This window comes from Herbaspirillum sp. GW821-FHT09A12 (genome assembly GCF_059418325.1).
Genome location: NZ_JBWKPR010000002.1, coordinates 1000578 through 1018547, shown reverse-complemented (window position 1 = coordinate 1018547; position 17970 = coordinate 1000578). Strand labels below are relative to the sequence as shown.

At 62.1% G+C, this 17970-nt stretch carries 20 protein-coding genes; 17 read left to right on the top strand and 3 right to left on the bottom strand.

Annotated elements, in window-relative coordinates:
- The first annotated feature begins 92 nt into the window (after positions 1–92).
- From AC07N6_RS09705 to AC07N6_RS09660, 10 genes are all read left to right on the top strand, one after another.
- On the top strand, positions 93–962 hold the full coding sequence (locus AC07N6_RS09705; RefSeq protein ID WP_494780095.1) for a CheR family methyltransferase: 870 nt from the start codon (positions 93–95) through the stop codon (positions 960–962).
- Positions 959–1564: a chemoreceptor glutamine deamidase CheD gene (gene cheD, locus AC07N6_RS09700; RefSeq protein ID WP_494780094.1), complete on the top strand. Its 606-nt coding sequence runs from the start codon at positions 959–961 to the stop codon at positions 1562–1564. Before AC07N6_RS09705 ends, cheD begins: the two co-directional genes overlap by 4 nt.
- 69 nt (positions 1565–1633) lie before the next feature.
- Positions 1634–2710, top strand: a complete 1077-nt coding sequence (locus tag AC07N6_RS09695; protein ID WP_494780093.1) for a protein-glutamate methylesterase/protein-glutamine glutaminase — start codon at positions 1634–1636, stop codon at positions 2708–2710.
- A 181-nt stretch (positions 2711–2891) separates the two neighbouring features.
- Positions 2892–3287 (top strand): chemotaxis response regulator CheY, encoded by a 396-nt coding sequence (cheY, locus tag AC07N6_RS09690; RefSeq protein WP_050466451.1) that lies wholly within the window; start codon positions 2892–2894, stop codon positions 3285–3287.
- 1 nt (position 3288) lies between these two features.
- The gene (cheZ, locus tag AC07N6_RS09685; protein ID WP_494780092.1) at positions 3289–3924 is read left to right on the top strand and encodes a protein phosphatase CheZ; all 636 of its coding nucleotides are present in this window, start codon (positions 3289–3291) and stop codon (positions 3922–3924) included.
- Positions 3925–4281: 357 nt separating this feature from the next.
- Positions 4282–5454, top strand: a complete 1173-nt coding sequence (gene flhB / locus AC07N6_RS09680; protein ID WP_494780091.1) for a flagellar biosynthesis protein FlhB — start codon at positions 4282–4284, stop codon at positions 5452–5454.
- Between the two features lie 2 nt (positions 5455–5456).
- A complete protein-coding gene (flhA, locus tag AC07N6_RS09675; RefSeq protein WP_494780090.1) occupies positions 5457–7553 on the top strand; it encodes a flagellar biosynthesis protein FlhA in 2097 nt (698 codons plus the stop codon).
- Positions 7550–9022 (top strand): flagellar biosynthesis GTPase FlhF, encoded by a 1473-nt coding sequence (gene flhF / locus AC07N6_RS09670; protein ID WP_494780089.1) that lies wholly within the window; start codon positions 7550–7552, stop codon positions 9020–9022. Before flhA ends, flhF begins: the two co-directional genes overlap by 4 nt.
- A gap of 34 nt (positions 9023–9056) precedes the next feature.
- Positions 9057–9857: a MinD/ParA family ATP-binding protein gene (locus tag AC07N6_RS09665; RefSeq protein ID WP_494780271.1), complete on the top strand. Its 801-nt coding sequence runs from the start codon at positions 9057–9059 to the stop codon at positions 9855–9857.
- Positions 9858–9862: 5 nt separating this feature from the next.
- Positions 9863–10597 carry an RNA polymerase sigma factor FliA gene (locus AC07N6_RS09660; RefSeq protein ID WP_494780088.1) on the top strand — a complete coding sequence of 245 codons (735 nt, stop codon included), beginning with the start codon at positions 9863–9865 and terminating at the stop codon, positions 10595–10597.
- A 106-nt stretch (positions 10598–10703) separates the two neighbouring features.
- On the opposite strand, the gene AC07N6_RS09655 is transcribed toward AC07N6_RS09660, so the two are convergent.
- The 3 genes from AC07N6_RS09655 to flgA form a co-directional block, all read right to left on the bottom strand.
- Entirely contained in the window at positions 10704–11165 is a 462-nt protein-coding gene (locus tag AC07N6_RS09655; RefSeq protein ID WP_494780087.1) for a flagella synthesis protein FlgN, read from the bottom strand.
- A 25-nt stretch (positions 11166–11190) separates the two neighbouring features.
- Positions 11191–11496 carry a flagellar biosynthesis anti-sigma factor FlgM gene (flgM, locus tag AC07N6_RS09650; protein ID WP_494780086.1) on the bottom strand — a complete coding sequence of 102 codons (306 nt, stop codon included), beginning with the start codon at positions 11494–11496 and terminating at the stop codon, positions 11191–11193.
- 164 nt (positions 11497–11660) lie between these two features.
- Positions 11661–12389 carry a flagellar basal body P-ring formation chaperone FlgA gene (gene flgA / locus AC07N6_RS09645; RefSeq protein WP_494780085.1) on the bottom strand — a complete coding sequence of 243 codons (729 nt, stop codon included), beginning with the start codon at positions 12387–12389 and terminating at the stop codon, positions 11661–11663.
- Positions 12390–12599: 210 nt separating this feature from the next.
- Between flgA and flgB the strand changes: the two genes are divergently transcribed.
- The 7 genes from flgB (at position 12600) to AC07N6_RS09610 (ending at position 17894) form a co-directional block, all read left to right on the top strand.
- Positions 12600–13028, top strand: a complete 429-nt coding sequence (gene flgB / locus AC07N6_RS09640; RefSeq protein ID WP_494780084.1) for a flagellar basal body rod protein FlgB — start codon at positions 12600–12602, stop codon at positions 13026–13028.
- 6 nt (positions 13029–13034) lie between these two features.
- Positions 13035–13439, top strand: a complete 405-nt coding sequence (gene flgC, locus AC07N6_RS09635; RefSeq protein ID WP_494780083.1) for a flagellar basal body rod protein FlgC — start codon at positions 13035–13037, stop codon at positions 13437–13439.
- A gap of 11 nt (positions 13440–13450) precedes the next feature.
- The gene (locus AC07N6_RS09630) at positions 13451–14176 is read left to right on the top strand and encodes a flagellar hook assembly protein FlgD (protein ID WP_494780082.1); all 726 of its coding nucleotides are present in this window, start codon (positions 13451–13453) and stop codon (positions 14174–14176) included.
- A 26-nt stretch (positions 14177–14202) separates the two neighbouring features.
- Complete coding sequence (gene flgE / locus AC07N6_RS09625) at positions 14203–15486, top strand: flagellar hook protein FlgE (protein WP_494780081.1); 1284 nt, start codon at positions 14203–14205, stop codon at positions 15484–15486.
- 110 nt (positions 15487–15596) lie between these two features.
- Positions 15597–16337 carry a flagellar basal-body rod protein FlgF gene (gene flgF / locus AC07N6_RS09620; protein ID WP_494780080.1) on the top strand — a complete coding sequence of 247 codons (741 nt, stop codon included), beginning with the start codon at positions 15597–15599 and terminating at the stop codon, positions 16335–16337.
- A gap of 45 nt (positions 16338–16382) precedes the next feature.
- Positions 16383–17165, top strand: coding sequence for a flagellar basal-body rod protein FlgG (gene flgG, locus AC07N6_RS09615; protein ID WP_494780079.1), 783 nt, complete (start codon positions 16383–16385; stop codon positions 17163–17165).
- A 69-nt stretch (positions 17166–17234) separates the two neighbouring features.
- Entirely contained in the window at positions 17235–17894 is a 660-nt protein-coding gene (locus AC07N6_RS09610; RefSeq protein ID WP_494780078.1) for a flagellar basal body L-ring protein FlgH, read from the top strand.
- The last annotated feature ends 76 nt before the right edge of the window (positions 17895–17970 follow it).

The window sequence follows — 17970 nt, the reverse complement described above, 5'->3', positions numbered from 1 at the left end:
CGACAAGGGGGTACCCTGCCCGCGAGGAGCCGGGGAAGTAAAAATCATATGCATTCGCGCCGCTGGCGCGATTTGCCAGAGAAGGAAAACCAGTGAAGCCTACTGTGCCAAGCAAAGGCGAGTCCGGGAAGGAGTTCGATTTCACCGGCCGTGATTTCGAGCGTGTCCGAGGGCTTATTTATCAGCGTGCGGGCATTGCCTTGGCCGACAGCAAGCAGGAGATGGTCTACAGCCGCCTGGCGCGCCGCCTGCGCGCGACCGGCATCACCTCGTTCAATCAGTACCTCGATATGCTCGAGCGTACCCATGAGTCCGATGAATGGGAGGCGTTTACCAATGCGCTGACCACCAACCTGACTTCATTTTTCCGGGAGTCGCACCATTTCCCGATTCTCGCCGATTTTGTCAAGACGCTAAAAGAGCCTGCTTCCATATGGTGTTCGGCGGCATCGACCGGCGAAGAACCCTATACCATTGCCATGACGGTGTGCGAGGCTTACGGCACGCTGACGCCGCCGGTGCAGATCGTCGCGACCGATATCGATACCAATGTGCTGGCTACCGGCGCCAATGGCGTTTATCCGATGGAGCGCATCGAGAAGCTGGCGCCGGAGCGGGTGAAAAAATTCTTCCTGCGCGGCAAGGGCAGCCATGAGGGCTATGTGCGCGTGCGGCCAGAGTTGCGCAAGCTGATCACCTTCAAGCAATTGAACCTGCTGGCCGATGGCTGGCCGATCAGCGGCCAGTTCGACGTCATCTTCTGCCGCAACGTGATGATTTACTTCGACAAGCCGACCCAGGGCAAGATCCTGTCGCGATTCGTGCCGTTGATGAAGCCCCATGCCTTGTTGTTTGCCGGGCACTCGGAAAACTTCCTGTACGTTTCCGATGCGCTCAAGCTCAAAGGCAAGACGGTTTATGAACTGAATGCGGCGCAGCGTGGCGCAAGGAACAAGACATGAGTCAAGCCCCTGAGCAGTTTGCCTCCAACCTGTACTACGATCGTACGTTCGACTGCGATGCGGCAAAGATCCTTCCGGGGGAGTATTACTTTACGCATAAGGACATGATGATCGTCACGGTCCTGGGGTCCTGCGTCTCGGCCTGCATCCGCGACCGGGTATCGGGCATCGGCGGCATGAACCACTTCATGCTGCCCGACGGCGGCGGCGATGACGGCAGCCCGGTATCGGCATCGGCGCGCTACGGCACCTACGCCATGGAAATCCTGATCAACGACGTGCTCAAGGCCGGCGCGCGCCGCGATAATCTGGAGGCCAAGGTGTTTGGCGGCGGCAATGTGCTGCGCGGGTTTTCCACCATCAACGTCGGCGAACGCAATGCCGAATTCGTCCGGCGCTATCTCAAGGCGGAAAGCATCCGGGTGGTGGCGGAGGACCTGAACGACATCTGGCCGCGCAAGGTTTACTTTTTCCCCCGCACCGGCAAGGTGCTGGTCAAAAAGTTAAAACAACTGCACAACGACACGCTGGCAGTGCGGGAAAAGGCTTATGCAAGCAAGCTGGTCACCAAGCCGGTGGGCGGCGAAGTCGACCTGTTCTGAGTATGGCCGCGTGGATGGCAGTGAGGCGTGGCGCCGCGCGGCGTAGCAAGCAATACGGAAAGCATGGTTATGAAAATTAAAGTACTCATCGTTGACGACTCCGCGCTGATCCGCAGCGTGATGCGCGAAATTATCGGCAGCCAGCCGGACATGGAAGTGGTGGGCGTGGCGCCCGACCCGATCATCGCCCGCGAACTGATCAAGCAGACCAATCCGGACGTGCTGACGCTGGACGTGGAAATGCCGCGCATGGACGGCCTGGATTTCCTGGAAAAGCTGATGCGCCTGCGTCCGATGCCGGTGGTGATGGTGTCCTCGCTGACTGAACGCGGCTCGGAAATCACCTTGCGCGCGCTCGAGCTGGGGGCGATCGATTTCGTCACCAAGCCCAAAATATCGATCCAGAGCGGCATGCAGGAATATGCCGACATGATCGCCGACAAGATCCGCGCCGCCTCCAAGGCGCGGGTCAAGGCCCGCGCGTCGCGCACGGCCGAGCAGGGACATGTGCCGGGCGACGTCTTGCCGCAGATCCGCAATCCGCTGACCAGCAGCGAAAAGCTGATCATCATCGGCGCTTCCACCGGCGGCACCGAGGCCATCAAGGAGTTCCTGATCCGCATGCCCTCGGACTGCCCCGGCATCCTGATCACCCAGCACATGCCGGAGGGGTTCACCCGTTCCTTTGCGCAGCGCCTCAACAACCTGTGCAAGATATCGGTCATCGAATCGGCCGGCAACGAGCGGGTGCTGCCCGGCCATGCCTACATCGCCCCCGGCCACTCGCACCTGAAGCTGGTGCGCAGCGGCGCCAACTACATGACCCAGCTCGACCAGGGGCCGCCGGTCAACCGCCACCGGCCGTCGGTGGATGTGCTGTTCCAGTCGGCCGCGACTTGCGCCGGCAAGAACGCCGTCGGCGTGATCCTGACCGGCATGGGCAAGGACGGCGCCCAGGGCATGCTGGAGATGAAGGGGGCCGGGGCCTATAATTTCGCGCAGGATGAGGCCTCCTGCGTGGTGTTCGGCATGCCGCGCGAAGCCATCGCGATCGGCGCCGCGCATGAGGTGCTGTCGCTGCAGGCGATGCCGGGCCGGGTGCTGGCATGGCTGGCCGAACACGGAAGCCGGGCCTTGCGCGTGTAAAACACGGCGGCAGCGCCGATTCCGCTGCCATTTTCGTGGTCGCTGCACTACAATGCCGTGGCAATGAAGAGGGACGCATGGACGGGATGTCGTGCGTAAGGAATAAGAAGGTGGGGCGGTTCAAGTTCGTATGCGGATCGGCCGTTAACCAAGAAATCAATCGATTAGATGGAGTCTTAGCATGTCGGGTCCCAATACCAAGTTCTTAGTCGTCGATGACTTTTCGACCATGCGCCGCATCGTGCGCAACCTGCTCAAGGAGTTGGGCTATACCAACGTGGACGAGGCGGAGGACGGCGTACAGGCACTGCAAAAGCTGCGCAGCGACCAATTCGACTTCGTCGTCTCCGACTGGAACATGCCCAACATGGACGGCCTGACCATGCTGCAGGAAATCCGCAAGGATCCGTCGCTGTCCAAGCTGCCGGTGTTGATGGTCACGGCCGAAGCCAAGAAGGAAAACATCGTGGCCGCCGCCCAGGCCGGCGCCAACGGTTATGTGGTCAAGCCCTTCACCGCGGCGACGCTGGACGAGAAGCTGGCCAAGATTTTCGAAAAGATGGCGGCAGGTGGCTGAGGTGAGCGGAGACGCAAGCGCCGACACCACAGGCGCGCTCAACGACGAGGTGCTCTCCCGCATCGGGCACATGACGCGCAATCTGCACGACAGCTTGCGCGGCCTGGGCTTCGACCGCTTGCTGGAACGGGCCGCCAGCGACATGCCGGACGCGCGCGACCGCCTTGAATACGTGGCGCGCATGACCGAGCAGGCGGCGCAGCGCGTGCTCACCGCCACCGAGCTGGCCAGCCCGCTGCAAGAGCGCATCAAGGACGGCGCCGCCGAGCTCAAGGCGCAGTGGGATGCGGCGGCGGCATCGGGGTTTTCCGAATCCGGCTATCTGGCGCTGGGCGCGAAGACATCGGCGTTCCTGGCGCAGGCCGGCGAGGACAGCAGCGTCACCAAGCAGCAACTGTTCGATATCATGATGGCCCAGGATTTCCAGGACCTGACCGGGCAGGTGATCAAGCGCGTCACCCAATTGGCGCATGATCTGGAGTCGCAATTGGTGCAGCTGCTGGTGGATTACTCGCCCAACGAGGCCAAGAAGGAAGATACCGGCCTCTTGAACGGGCCCCAGATCGATCCGGCCGGCAAGGATGTGATCGCCAACCAGGGGCAGGTGGACGATCTGCTGGAAAGCCTGGGCTTCTGAGAAATACGGCGGCCGTTGCTGCAATGGCAATGGCTGGCCTGGTCTGGATGCGATAACGAGAAATAGCACGCAATAGCGTGCAATACGATAAGACGCGTCTTTGACGAGGCGGCATTCCCGGGGGAAATTCGGCCGGCGCAGGTTGAATGTTGTCGTTTCAATCGTTTTTTCTTTCCTTTTCGATACGCCTCGTTCTGCGATAGGCAGAGCCTTGTGCTTTTGCCTAGTCCGAAATGGGGGACCTTTTTGCCCCTATTCCCCTGATGATACCGATGCCGGCTCCCCAATAATTCTGGCTATTGTTCTCGAAATCCGTCTGTTGATCGGGAACGAGCTTATGCAGGGGGAATGCGGCAAATGGCCGACGACAGCGACATGGAGCGGACCGAACCCGCCACGAGCAAACGCCTTGAGCGCGCTCGTGAGCAGGGCGATGTGCCACGTTCGCGTGAAATGGCGACGTGCGTGATGCTGCTCATCGGCGGTTGCTGCGTATGGATGTTCAGCGGGCCGCTGGTGACCAGCCTGGATCGCATCATGGTTGCCACCCTCACCTTTGAACGCGCCGCGGCGTATGACCATATCGTGCTGTTCGACATGCTCAGCGCGCACTTCGTCGATGTCGCCATCGCCATCATCCCGATCGCATTCATGATGACCCTGGCCGCGGTCGCTTCGCCGTTGATTCTCGGCGGCTGGCTGTTCAACACCGAGTCGCTGCTGCCCAAATTCAGCAAGCTCAACCCGCTCAAGGGCTTCACCAACATGTTTTCCGTCAATTCGCTGGCCGAATTGCTCAAGGCCGTGCTCAAGACCTTGCTGGTCGGCACGATCGCCTGGCTGGCGATCAAGAGCCAGATCGATGCGGTGATGGGGCTGGGCGTGGAGTCGATCAAGACCAGCAGCCGGCATTCGGCGCAGTTGCTGTGGATCAGCTTCATCATCATCGTGTCGTCGCTGATTTTCATCGCCATCCTGGATGTGCCGTACCAGATCTGGAACTACGGCAAGAAGCTGCGCATGACGCGCCAGGAAGTCAAGCAGGAACACAAGGAAGCCGAAGGCGACCCGCATATCAAGGGCAAGATCCGCGCGATGCAGCGCGCCATGGCCCGCCGCCGGATGATGGCCGAAGTGCCGACCGCTGACGTGGTGGTGACCAACCCGACCCACTATGCGGTCGCGCTGAAGTACACCGAGGGCAAGATGGGCGCGCCCAAGGTGGTGGCCAAGGGCGCCGACGACATCGCCGCCAAGATCCGCGAACTGGCGCGCGAGAACAAAGTGCCGCTGCTGGAAGCGCCGCCGCTGGCGCGTGCGCTGCACACCCACACCGAAATCGGCGACGAGATTCCGGAAGCGCTCTATACCGCCGTGGCCGAAGTGCTGGCCTATGTCTTCCAACTGCGCACCTACGGCCAGTTTGGCGGCCACCGGCCTACCGAGCCGACCGAACTTCAGGTGCCCAAGGAACTCGATCCTGCCACCGCGACCAAGTCGCGGGCGGCGCAGCGTAGAACGATGCAATGACTATGGCCAAACTCAATACCATGAAACTGCCGGCCTGGGTGCCGGTGAAAAGCTCGCGGGCGATGGCCGCGCCCATCCTGATCGTCATGATGCTGGCGATGATGGTGTTGCCGCTGCCGGCCTTCATGCTGGACCTGCTGTTCAGCTTCAACATCTCGTTGTCGGTCATCGTGCTGATGACGGCGCTATATACCGTCAAGCCGCTGGACTTCATCGCCTTCCCGGCCGTGCTGCTGGTGTCCACCATGCTGCGCCTGTCGCTCAACGTCGCCTCCACCCGGGTGGTGCTGACCGAAGGGCATACCGGGCCTGACGCCGCCGGCAAGGTGATCGAAGCCTTCGGCCACTTCCTGATCGGCGGCAATTACACGGTCGGTATCGTCGTGTTCGTGATCCTGACCATCATCAACTTCATGGTGGTGACCAAGGGCGCCGGCCGTATCGCCGAAGTGGGCGCGCGGTTCACCCTGGATGCGATGCCGGGCAAGCAGATGGCGATCGACGCCGACCTCAATGCCGGCCTGATCGGCGAGCCGGAAGCGCGGGCCCGCCGCAAGGAAGTGGCGCAGGAATCCGAGTTCTACGGCGCGATGGACGGCGCCAGCAAATACGTGCGGGGCGACGCCGTGGCCGGCATCATCGTGACGGTGGTCAACATCGTCGGCGGCCTGGTGGTCGGCATGGTGCAGCACGACCTGGCGTTCGACGCCGCGTTGAAGAACTACACCTTGCTGGCCATCGGCGACGGCCTCGTGGCGCAGATTCCTTCCCTGATCATTTCGACCGCGGCCGGCGTGGTGGTCTCGCGCGTGGCCAACGACCAGGACGTGGGCGGGCAACTGATCAACCAGCTGTTTGCCAAGCCCGAGGTGCTCTACATCACCGCCGTCATCATCGGCGGCATGGGCCTGATTCCGGGGATGCCGCACTTTGCGTTCATTTTGCTGGCAGCGGCCATGGCCGGCAGCGCCTACGTCATCAGCAACCGCAAGGAACTGGCCAAGACCGCCGCCGCGCAACCGGAATCGGTCACCACGGCGCCGACCCAGGAAATGGAAGAAGCCACCTGGCAAGACGTCATGCCGGTCGATACGCTTGGCCTGGAAGTCGGCTACCGCCTGATTCCCCTGGTCGACAAGGCGCAAGGGGGCGAACTGCTCAAGCGCATCAAGGGCATCCGCAAGAAATTCGCGCAGGAAGTCGGTTTCCTGTCGCCGCCCATCCATATCCGCGACAATCTGGAATTGAAACCTTCGGCCTACCGCATCACCCTCAAGGGCGTCGATGTGGGCAAGGGCGAGGCCCATGCCGGGCAGTATCTGGCCATCAATCCAGGCATGGTCACCGGGCCGTTGCCGGGCATGATGACCAGCGATCCGGCTTTCGGCCTGCCGGCGGTGTGGATCGACAACAGCCTGCGCGAACAGGCTTCCACGATGGGCTATACGGTGGTCGACGCCGGCACCGTGGTGGCGACCCACCTGAACCATTTGATCACCACGCATGCGGCCGAGCTGCTGGGGCGCCAGGAAGTGCAAAGCCTGCTGGACCACCTGGCCAAGGAAGCGCCCAAGCTGGTCGAGGACCTGGTGCCGAAGATGCTGCCGCTGGGCACGCTGCAGAAGGTGTTGCAGAACCTGCTGCTGGAAGGCGTGCACATCCGCGACATGCGCACCGTCATCGAAACGCTGGCCGAGCATGCGGCGCGCATCCAGGAGCCCAACGAGCTCACCGCGATCGTGCGTATCGCACTGGGCCGGGCGATCGTGCAACAGATTTTCCCGGGCGAGAGCGAACTGTCCGTCATGACCCTGGACGTCAAGCTCGAGCGCTTGCTGTTGCAAGCCTTGCAGGCCGGCGGCGACAGCGGCGGCATCGAGCCCGGCCTGGCTGATTCGCTGGTCATGCAAACCGAACAGGCGGCGCAGCGCCAGGAGCAGTTGGGCCTGACGCCGGTATTGCTGGTGCCTGCGCCGTTGCGCTCATTGCTGTCGCGCTTCCTGCGACGCGCCATGCCGCAGTTGCGGGTACTGTCCCACTCTGAAATACCAGATTCGAAAACGATTAAAGTTACCAGCCTAGTTGGAGGGCAAGCATGAACGTCAAGAAATTTATCGCCAATTCGTCTCGCGAAGCATGGCGCCAAGTCCGTGAAGCGCTCGGTCCGGACGCGGTCATCCTCTCCAACCGCAATATCCCCGACGGGGTGGAAATCCTGGCGATGGCCAATGAGGACATGACTACGCTGGTGGCGCCGGGGGCCGCGCGTGAAGCGGTCGCCCGCCCTCAGGCGGCGTCGCTGCAGCAGCAGTCGGGCTTGCCGCCGGCGCCGCAGCCCAAGCGCCCGGCCTTGCTGTCCTCGCCGCTGGCACAGCAGACGCCGCGGGTGCCGCGCGCCGAATCCGGGCCGTTGCTGGACCAGCAGCCGCTGGGCCGGGCCGCCTCGAGGGAAGCCGAGCAGGCCGCGCTTGCCGATGCGCGTGTCTGGCGCAGCCGCAGCAGCGACCAGCGCCGTGCGCGCGATGCGGCGCAGGAAGGCGGGCAGGAGCAGGCCCCGCGTTCCTCGCTACCCGAATTCGACGGCAAGGATTATGATGAGATCCTGTCGGAAGTGATGAGCGAGATCCGTTCCATGCGCGGCGTGCTGGAAACGCAACTGGCGGAGATTTCCTGGGGCGGCACGCAAAAGCGCGAGCCGCTCAAGGCCCTGGTCATGAAGGAAATGCTGGCGGCCGGTTTCAGCGCCAGCCTGTCGCGCCTGATTACCGAAAACTTGCCCAACAACTCCAAGTCGCAAGACATCATGTTCTGGGTCAAGTCGGTGCTGGCGCGCAACCTGAGCACACTGGCCGATGAAAGCGAATTGCTGGAAAACGGCGGCGTGTTCGCCATGGTCGGGCCGACCGGCGTGGGCAAGACCACGACGACCGCGAAACTGGCGGCGCGTTGCGTGATGCGCCATGGTTCCGGCAAGCTGGCGCTGATCACGACCGACGGCTACCGTATCGGCGGCTACGAACAACTGCGCATCTACGGCAAGATCCTGGGGGTGATGGTGCATTCGGTCAAGGATGAAACCGACCTGCGCATTGCGCTGGAAGAACTCAAGGGCAAGCATACCGTGTTGATCGATACCGCCGGCGTGGGCCAGCGCGACCAGATGGTGGCTGAGCAGGATGCGATGCTGGCCGGCGCCGGCGTCGACATCAAGCGCCTGCTGTGCCTGAACGCCACCGCCACCGGCGGCACCCTCAACGAAGTGGTGCATGCCTACTCGGGCTCGGGCCTGGCAGGCTGCATCGTCACCAAGCTGGACGAGGCGGCCACCATCGGCAATGTGCTCGACGTGGTGATCCGCCACAAGCTCAACCTGCACTATGTGGCCAATGGCCAGCGGGTGCCGGAAGACCTGCATGTGGCCAACAAGCTCTACCTGGCCGACCGCGCCTTCAAGCAAAAGCGCGAAACCGCGCCGTTCGAATTCCAGGAGGGCGAGTTGCCGGTGGTGGTGGGTCCGACCGCACTTTCCATGAATGACAAAGGCTTGCGCGAGGTGACCTTTGGCTAGTTACGACATCGACCAGGCGGCAGGACTGCGCCGGATGCTGGAGCGTCCGGTGCCGCGCCTGTTTACCTTTTTGTCGGTACTGGGCGAGGAAGAGAAGAGCGCGATGCTGATCAACCTGGCGGCATCGCTGAGCCAGGCCAACCATCAGGTGCTGCTGGTTGACGGCGGTGTCGCATCGTCGGGCTTGCTGACCCGTATCGGCCTGCGCCACGACGTGGCCACGTTGCAGGAAGTGGCCCACATGGAGCGGCCGTTGCATGAGGCGGTGCGCCTGCTTCCGGAGGGTTTCTCGATGGCCCGCATTGCGCGCCGCGCGGTGCCCGCGGCCGGCCATCCGCAAGCGGGCCGGCTGCTCGCGATCTTCGATACCCTGATTGAGCAGGCTGAAATTACGCTGGTCAACGGCGTATTGGCGGAGGACGATTCGTTCCCGGTCTCGACCATGGAAATGGGGGAGATCGTCATCCAGCTTTCCACCAGCGCATCGTCGATCAAGGCCGCCTACGTGCTCTTGAAGAACTTGACCGACAGGATCGGGCGCCGTCCGTTCAGCCTCATCGTCAACGATGCGAGCGAAGCGGAAGCGCAGACCGTCTATGCCAACATGGCGCAGGCGGCCAGCCGTTACCTGGCGGCACAATTGAATTTCCTCGGATCGATTCCGGCTGACGATCATATCCGGCGCGCCTGCGGGCAAGGCAGGGCGGTGATGGACGTGTTTCCGTTCGCGGGCGCGTCGATCGCCTTCCATCGCCTGGCCAAGCAGCTGGCAGGGCAGGATGCGGCAAAAAGCGCTTACGGCATGGCAACCGACGGTGCAAGTCTCGGAGTGTGACGTGCATGTATAACGTCAAGGGAAAAACAGGCAAGAACGATTTGCTGGAGCTGCATGCGCCGCTGGTCAAGAAGCTGGCGCATCAGCTCAAGGCGAAGTTGCCCCCTAGCGTCGAGGTGGACGACCTGATCCAGGCCGGCATGATAGGCCTGCTGGACGCAGTCAACCGTTATGAGGAAACGCACGGGGCGCAGTTCGAGACCTACGCCGTGCAGCGCATCCGCGGCGCCATGCTGGACGAGTTGCGCAGCAGCGACTGGTTGCCGCGCAGCATTCGCCAGAACGCGCGCAAGGTGGAAGATGCGATGCAGGCGCTGCTGCAGAAGCTGGGGCGCCAGCCGCAAGAGAACGAGGTGGCGCAGCACATGAAGCTCAGCCTGGCCGAATATCAGGCCATGCTCACCGACTGCGGCGGTCACCAGCTGATCTACTATGAAGACTTCCACGATGACGACAGCGGCCATGAGCATTTCCTCGACCGCTACCAATCGGCCGACACCGACAATCCGCTGCAGAACCTGATCAACGGCGGCTTTCGCGAGGCCGTGGTCGACTCGATCCGGGCCTTGCCGGAGCGCGAGCAAATCCTGATGGGCTTGTATTACGAGCAGGAGATGAACCTCAAGGAAATTGGCGCCGTCATGGGCGTGTCCGAATCGCGCGTATGCCAGTTGCATAGCCAGGCGATATCGCGCATGCGTTCCTATTTGCGCGAGCATGCCTGGTCCGGGGTGGCCTGAGCGCTGGCGCGGCAATACAGGAAAAACGAAAAGCCCGGCTGTGCCGGGCTTTCTCATATGGTTTGCGCCGATTCTCGATTCTCAGTCGGGGCGCCCGCGATCGGTTTCACACCACGCCAAGGCGGCGACCGACCGATTTGATGCTGCTTTGGCCGTCCGGGCCATAGAAGTTGCCGGCATTGGATTTGCCTTGCAGGATGGTCAACGCGCTTTGGTTGATCGACAGTTTCTTGCCGATCAGGATGCCGTTGACGCGGTTCAGTTCCTTGGCGTCTTGCGCTAGGTCGAACAGGGCCGCCCAGACTTCCTTGTCGTCATCCGCACCTTGTTCATTCATCCATTGCTGCATGCCGCTTTCATCGTCGGCATAGCCGAGGCTGGCCAGGACCTGGTGGCGGTGGCCGGCCAAGGTGGTCATTTCGGCAACGATGGCGGCTTTTTCGCCGATGAGGTCGGTCATGCCTTCGGACGCGGTCTCGGAGAGCAATGCTTGCTCCTGGCGCAGTTTTTCAACCAGCCGGGCCAGCGCCGTTTTTTCCTGTGTCAGACTTTGTGCCGGGTTGTTCATTGTTTGATGAGCGTGCAGAGTCGGATTAAGCCTTGCGTGCGTTGATCAGTGTCTGGACGGTATCGAACAGGCCGCTGGCGACTTTATCCGGGTCGACCTGGAAAGTGCCGTTGGCGATGGCCGCCTTGATTTCCGCGATCTTCTTCGCATCGAAGCTGCCGCCGCTGCCGTTGGCCTTGGTTTCCAGCGACTGGTAGGTGGCCGACAGGCGCACGCTGTCCGACGCGGCGGCCGTCGAGGCTGCGCTGTCGCCGGTTGGCACGCCCGACCGCGGCTGGGCCTGCTCGGTAGTGCGTCCGGCGGTGGATTTCAGGGCGTCATTAACATTCACGGCAGTATTCCTTGTAGGGTGAGGGTGCTTCGCACCGCCTGTCGCTTAGATTATCGGCTATTTATCCGCAAACTTTAACAGCTGGCGCCGCAATTTGAGCCCTGTCGCCATTTTTCTTTGCATTCGTCCCGGGCGGATTCCCGGGGGAAATGAATTGCCCTGTATTAATAGTTGATTTCCAGAATCCCGCCCGCCTTGGCAATGCCGCTGACAACTTGTCCGGCCGCTGTCCGCGCCTGCGCCATTTGCCCCTCGGAGGCGTTGGTCAGGGCGCGCGCCTCGGTTGAAATCTGGAAGCCGGGGCCATTGGAAACGACGCGTACCGGCTGGCCCTGTTGCACCACGCGCTGGTTGCGCACGGCGTCCATGCGCAAGGGGGTGCCGGCGCGCACCGACATGGAGATGACCCGTCCCACCGCCTGGGACTCGTCGGTGATGATGCCGTTAGGCAATCCCGACAAATCGCCGCGCATGCGCGTGACGTCGGCGGCGCTGATGGTTTGCCCCTGCACCAGCGGTACGGCTGCCACCAGGTAATCCGAAACCACCCGGACGTTGGCCCGCACATAAACGGTCCACGGGGCGGGCGCCACGCACTTGATGCCGATGGTGGTCCGGCCCCACAGGCGCGCGCCATTCGGCATGAAGGCCTGCGGCTCGATGCAGGCGGTCAGGTTGAGGCGGGGGTCCACCGGATCGACGTCGACGGTGACGCTGCCAGGCAATCCGGAGGTCTGCATCTTGAGGAATTGCTCGGCTGTCTGTTGCAAGGCCGGCAAGTCCTGGCGCTGGGGAATATTCGGGTCCGCTTGGGCGAACGCGCCTTGGAGGCCGCATGCCAGCAGGGCGAGGGCGGCCACGGCATGGCGCAATACGCGGAAAGGCTGTTTCATTTTTTGCAACTCGCCCCGGACGGGGCATTGGCGAATCTTGGCAGCAATGTTACTTCGCGCGCGTGAGGTCAAAAGCAGGAACAAGGGAGGCTTTTCTCTGCTTATCGCCCATTAAACTTCCGGGGGCAACCGTATGATCGAGCTTATGTAATTCCATCATCGGCGCAGTCCGCGATAACTTGAGCGGCGCCGGTATTCCAGGAGGGCCTGATGGTCTCAAAGCTCGACGACTTTTTCCGCTTCAACGAACTGGCGCTGAACCTGCGGGCCCAGCGCCAGCAGGTGCTGGCCTCCAATATCGCCAACGCGGATACCCCGAACTACAAGGCGCGCGACGTCAACTTCGCCGATGCGCTCAAGAACGCCCTGGACAATAAATCGACCGCCTTGCCTCCGTTGCAGATGGCGCGCACCGCCGCCGCGCACGTCGCCGGCGAGGCGGCGGCTTCGGGCGAGGGCAGCATCGGCGGTTCGCCGCTGCTGTACCGCACCGTGACCCAGGGCAGCGTCGACGGCAATACCGTCGACATGGACGTCGAGCGCAATGAGTTCGTCGACAACGGCATTCGTTACGAAGCCGGCGTCACTGCAGTCAACGGCCAGATCAAGGCCATGATTAACGCCATCCAACCGGGTTGATAAGCCATGTCCCTTTCTAATATCTTCAATGTGGCCGGCTCGGCCATGAGCGCGCAGTCGCAGCGCCTGAACGCCGTGGCCAGCAATATCGCCAACGCCGACAGCGCCACCAGCCCGGACGGCACGCCTTACAAAGCCAAGCAGGTGGTGTTCCAGGCGATTCCGGTCGGCGGCGTCAAGGACAGCGGCGTGAAGGTGGCCGCCGTGGTCGAAGACCAGGCGCCGCCCAAGCTGGTCTACGATCCCAAGCACCCGATGGCCGACGCCAACGGTTACGTGGCGATGCCCAATGTCAATCCGGTCGAGGAAATGGTCAACATGATCTCCGCCTCGCGCTCTTACCAGACCAACGTGGAAACGATGAATACCGCCAAGTCCATGCTGGTTAAAACCCTCACCATCGGCCAATAGGACTCTAGCCCATGACCACCGTATCTTCCGACCTGCTGACGTCCATGAACGGCACGAGCAGCACGAGCTCATCCAGCAGCTCGAGCAGCCTCAACGACAATAGCTCCGATGCGATCCAGAATCGCTTCCTGACGCTCCTGATCGCGCAGATGAAGAACCAGGATCCCAGCAACCCGATGGACAACTCGCAGCTGACCACGCAAATGGCGCAACTGTCGACCGTCTCGGGCATCAGCCAGCTCAATACCACGCTGTCGACCCTGATGGGCAACCTGAACTCCTCGCAGGCGCTGCAGTCGGCCAACATGATCGGCCACAGCGTGCTGGCGCCGGGCAACAGCATCCAGTTGACCTCGGACACCACCAAGGCCGAAGACGGCACCGAAACCACGTCGCAAAAAGCGGTGTTCGGCGTGCAGCTGGATTCGACGGCGTCTTCGGTCACCGTCACTGTCAAGGATTCCAGCGGCGCCGTGGTGCGCACGATGGATCTGGGAACGCAGGCCGCCGGCACCATGCCGGTGATCTGGGATGGCACCAATGACGCCGGCGGCAAGGCCGCGGACGGCAACTACACCTTTACCGTGACCGCCGCCAGCAACGGCGTCGGCGTGAATGCGACCGCGCTCGCATTCGGCACCGTTGCCAGCGTCACCACGGCCGCCGATGGCAGCATCAAGCTCAACGTCTCGAACATCGGCACCATCAAGCCGACCGACGTCGTGCAAATTCTTTAATCGTCATTACCGACAGGGAGCAACAAATGGGTTTTCAACAAGGTCTGAGCGGGATCAACGGCGCAGCAAAGAGCCTGGATGTCATCGGTAATAACGTGGCCAACGCCAGCACGGTCGGCTTCAAGCAGGCGCAGGCGCAGTTCGCCGACATGTACGCCAACTCGATGAACCGTTCCGGCAATTCGCCGGTGGGCATCGGCGTGACGGTGGCCAATGTGGCCCAGGCATTCACTCAGGGCAACATCACTTCGACCAACAATCCGTTGGATATCGCCATCAACGGCGATGGTTTTTTCCAGGTGTCGGCCACCACGGACAACAAGTCGCCGCTCTACGGCCGTAACGGCCAGTTTGAATTGAACAAGGACGGCTACATCGTCAACCCGAGCATGAACGGGGCTTACCTGATGGGCTGGGCCGCAGGCGTAACCGGCGGTGATCCGACCGCGCTGAAGATCGATACTTCGTCTATCCCGGCGACGCCGACCACCACCATCAGCACCAAGGTCAACCTCGATTCGCGGCTGACCGAGATCCCGGCCACCACCACGTTCAATGCTGCCGATCCGACCACCTATAACAACTCCACTGGCGTCACTGTCTACGACAGTCTGGGTAATCCTTATAGCGTGCAGACTTACTATGTGAAGGGCGCTACGGCCGGCACGCCGCCGTCGACTACCTGGAACGTCTACGCGACTGTCGATGGCACGACATTGACGACTACCTCCGGCGGCACGACGCCTCTGGCGATTGGCACCATGACCTTCGATTCCACCGGCGCGCTGACCAGCGGCGGCGCGATGACGATCGACCTGACCTCGGCCGGGGTCAATCCCAACATTGCCAAGGGCGGTGGCGATTTTGCCAGCACGATCGCGGTCAGCTATACCGGTTCCACCCAGACCGGTTCGGCCTTCGTCAATCTGGCGCAGTCGCAAAATGGCGTGGCGCCGGGCTCGTTGTCGAGCTTCTCGATCGGCAAGGATGGTTCCATCATCGGTTCCTACAGCAACCAGCAGACCAAGAACCTGGGCACCGTGGTGCTGGTCAATTTTGCCAATCCGAACGGCCTGCAACCGCTGGGCAACAACCTGTACCAGGCCACTGCCGACGCCGGTTCGCCAATGGTCGGCCAGCCGACCACCGGCACCTACGGCACGTTGCAGTCGCGCTCGGTGGAAGACTCCAACGTCGACCTGACCGCCGAACTGGTCAACATGATCGTGGCCCAGCGTGTCTACCAGGCCAACTCGCAAACCATCAAGGTGCAGGATACCGTCTTGCAGACCCTGGTCAGCATGCGCTGATCGGGTGATGGGTGCGCCCTTCGGGGCGCATATGCTTCACAGCCGCCGGCGGCGCCGGCGGCCGGTTTCAATCAGCGGCGGGGCCTGGCTTCGCCGCGCAGAGGGGTTCTATGGATCGTCTGGTCTACACAGCGATGTCGGGCGCCAAGCACACGCTTGAGCAACAGGCCACCGCCAGCAACAACCTGGCCAATGCCACGACCACGGGTTTTCGCGCCCAGCTCAACACGTTCCGTTCGGCGCCGGTGGTGGGCGATGGCTTGCCCACGCGCGCCTTCGTGGTGGACTCCACGGCGGGCAACGATTTCTCGCAGGGCCCGATCCAGGACACCGGCCGCGCGCTCGACGTAGCGGTGCAGGGCCGGGGCTGGATCGCCGTACAAACGGCCGATGGCGGCGAGGCCTATACCCGCAACGGCAGCTTCAAGACCACCGAGAACGGTGTCCTGCAGACCCAGTCCGGACAGCCTGTGCTGGGCGACGGCGGCCCGATCACCATCCCGCCCGACGTGACGGTGGCGATCGCTGCCGACGGCACGGTGTCGACGATCCCGACCGATGGCATTCCGAATGCGGTCAACATCCTGGGCCGCATCAAGCTGGTCAATCCTGACGACAAGAATTTGAAGCGCGGCGACGACGGCATGTTTCGCACCATCACCGGCGGCGCCGCCCAGCCCGATGCCAATGTGCGCCTGGCCAGCGGCGCGCTGGAAGGCAGCAACGTGAACGTGGTGGAGGCGATGGTGAATATGATCAACCTCTCGCGCCAGTTCGAAATGAACATGAAGATGATCCAGACCGCCGAAAGCGATTCGACCAAGGCGACCCAGATCCTGTCCTTGACCTGACCATCCTGATGGCCCTGCTTTAATCGCCGATTACCGGAGAAATAAATGATTCGTTCCCTTTGGATTTCCAAGACCGGCCTGGATGCGCAGCAGACGCAGCTGGACGTGATTTCGAACAACCTGGCCAACACCAGCACCAACGGCTTCAAGCGTTCGCGCGCCGTGTTCGAAGACCTGCTGTACCAGACCGTGCGCCAGCCCGGCGCGCAGTCGTCGCAGCAGACCCAACTGCCGTCGGGCCTGCAGATCGGCACCGGCGTGCGTCCGGTGGCGACCGAGCGCATCTTCACGCAGGGCAACGTCAACCAGACCAACAATGACAAGGACCTGGCCATCCAGGGCGCGGGTTTCTTCCAGATCCTGCTGCCGGACGGCACCACCGCCTACACCCGCGACGGCTCCTTCCAGACCGACAACCAGGGCCAGTTGGTGACCTCCAGCGGCTACACATTGCAGCCGCCGATCACCATTCCCCTCAACACCACCAAGCTGTCGGTCGGCCGCGACGGCACCGTCTCGATCATGCAGGCCGGTTCTACCGCCAGCACGCAGATCGGCACCATCCAGGTGGCGACCTTCATCAACCCGGCCGGCCTGGAAAGCCGCGGCGAAAACCTGTATGTGGAAACCTCCGCATCGGGCACGCCCAACCCCAATACGCCGGGCACCAATGGCGCCGGCGCGCTGTGGCAGGGCTATGTGGAAACCTCGAACGTCAACGTGGTGGAAGAACTGGTCAACATGATCCAGACCCAGCGCGCCTATGAAATCAACAGCAAGGCGATCACCACTTCGGATCAGATGCTGGCCAAGATTTCGCAGTTGTAATCGTCACGCAGTTGTAATCGTCACGCAGTTGAATGGGTAGTTAGCAGTTTGAAGAAGGAAGGGGCAAATATGAATCGCTTGCTGAAGCTCGCCGCCGTGGTGGGTACATTGGCCGTCGCCGGCTGCAACACCGTGCCCGAATCGATTGTCAAGGGGCCGATGACGGCGCGCCCCCAGCCGGCATCGTATGCGCCAGCGACATCCGGCGCGATCTTCCAGTCGGCAGTCTATCGCCCGTTGCTGGAAGACCGCCGTGCGCGCCTGGTGGGCGATACGCTGACCATTGTGATCAATGAAAGAACCAGCGCGGGCAAGACCGCCGGCAGTTCGGCCAGCAAGACCGGCACGGTCGCATCGCCGGCGCCGACCATTTTCGGCACCACCATCAAGGAGCTGTCGGCCAACGGCACGTCTTCCAATTCGTTTGAAGACAAGGGGGCGATCAGCTCCAGCAATACCTTTAGCGGCACCATCGGCGTCACCGTCACGGAGGTGCTTCCCAATGGCAACCTGGTGGTGAGCGGAGAAAAGCAGGTGGCCCTCGACAAGGGGGTCGAATACGTACGCTTTTCGGGCACCGTGAGTCCGGACAACATCCAGACCGGCAATACCGTTTCCTCGACCGTGGTGTCCGATGCCAAGGTCGAATACCGCACCAATACCCGCATCGACATGGCCGAGTTCATGTCTTCGCTGGGACGTTTCTTCTTTAGCGTTTCTCCTTTCTGATGTGGGGTTTTGTCATGTTCGTGGGAAGGTTTTCCGCTGTTAACCTGGTTCGCAAGGGGCTGTTGGCCGTTGCGGC

Excerpts from the sequence above, each read along its gene's own strand:
- cheD (WP_494780094.1), top strand. The coding sequence starts at position 959 with ATGAGTCAAGCCCCTGAGCAGTTTGCCTCCAACCTGTACTACGATCGT.
- AC07N6_RS09695 (WP_494780093.1), top strand. The coding sequence starts at position 1,634 with ATGAAAATTAAAGTACTCATCGTTGACGACTCCGCGCTGATCCGCAGC.
- cheY (WP_050466451.1), top strand. The coding sequence starts at position 2,892 with ATGTCGGGTCCCAATACCAAGTTCTTAGTCGTCGATGACTTTTCGACC.
- flhB (WP_494780091.1), top strand. The coding sequence starts at position 4,282 with ATGGCCGACGACAGCGACATGGAGCGGACCGAACCCGCCACGAGCAAA.
- flhA (WP_494780090.1), top strand. The coding sequence starts at position 5,457 with ATGGCCAAACTCAATACCATGAAACTGCCGGCCTGGGTGCCGGTGAAA.
- flhF (WP_494780089.1), top strand. The coding sequence starts at position 7,550 with ATGAACGTCAAGAAATTTATCGCCAATTCGTCTCGCGAAGCATGGCGC.
- AC07N6_RS09665 (WP_494780271.1), top strand. The coding sequence starts at position 9,057 with ATGCTGGAGCGTCCGGTGCCGCGCCTGTTTACCTTTTTGTCGGTACTG.
- AC07N6_RS09660 (WP_494780088.1), top strand. The coding sequence starts at position 9,863 with ATGTATAACGTCAAGGGAAAAACAGGCAAGAACGATTTGCTGGAGCTG.
- AC07N6_RS09655 (WP_494780087.1), bottom strand. The coding sequence starts at position 11,165 with ATGAACAACCCGGCACAAAGTCTGACACAGGAAAAAACGGCGCTGGCC.
- flgA (WP_494780085.1), bottom strand. The coding sequence starts at position 12,389 with ATGAAACAGCCTTTCCGCGTATTGCGCCATGCCGTGGCCGCCCTCGCC.
- flgB (WP_494780084.1), top strand. The coding sequence starts at position 12,600 with ATGGTCTCAAAGCTCGACGACTTTTTCCGCTTCAACGAACTGGCGCTG.
- flgC (WP_494780083.1), top strand. The coding sequence starts at position 13,035 with ATGTCCCTTTCTAATATCTTCAATGTGGCCGGCTCGGCCATGAGCGCG.
- AC07N6_RS09630 (WP_494780082.1), top strand. The coding sequence starts at position 13,451 with ATGACCACCGTATCTTCCGACCTGCTGACGTCCATGAACGGCACGAGC.
- flgE (WP_494780081.1), top strand. The coding sequence starts at position 14,203 with ATGGGTTTTCAACAAGGTCTGAGCGGGATCAACGGCGCAGCAAAGAGC.
- flgF (WP_494780080.1), top strand. The coding sequence starts at position 15,597 with ATGGATCGTCTGGTCTACACAGCGATGTCGGGCGCCAAGCACACGCTT.
- flgG (WP_494780079.1), top strand. The coding sequence starts at position 16,383 with ATGATTCGTTCCCTTTGGATTTCCAAGACCGGCCTGGATGCGCAGCAG.
- AC07N6_RS09610 (WP_494780078.1), top strand. The coding sequence starts at position 17,235 with ATGAATCGCTTGCTGAAGCTCGCCGCCGTGGTGGGTACATTGGCCGTC.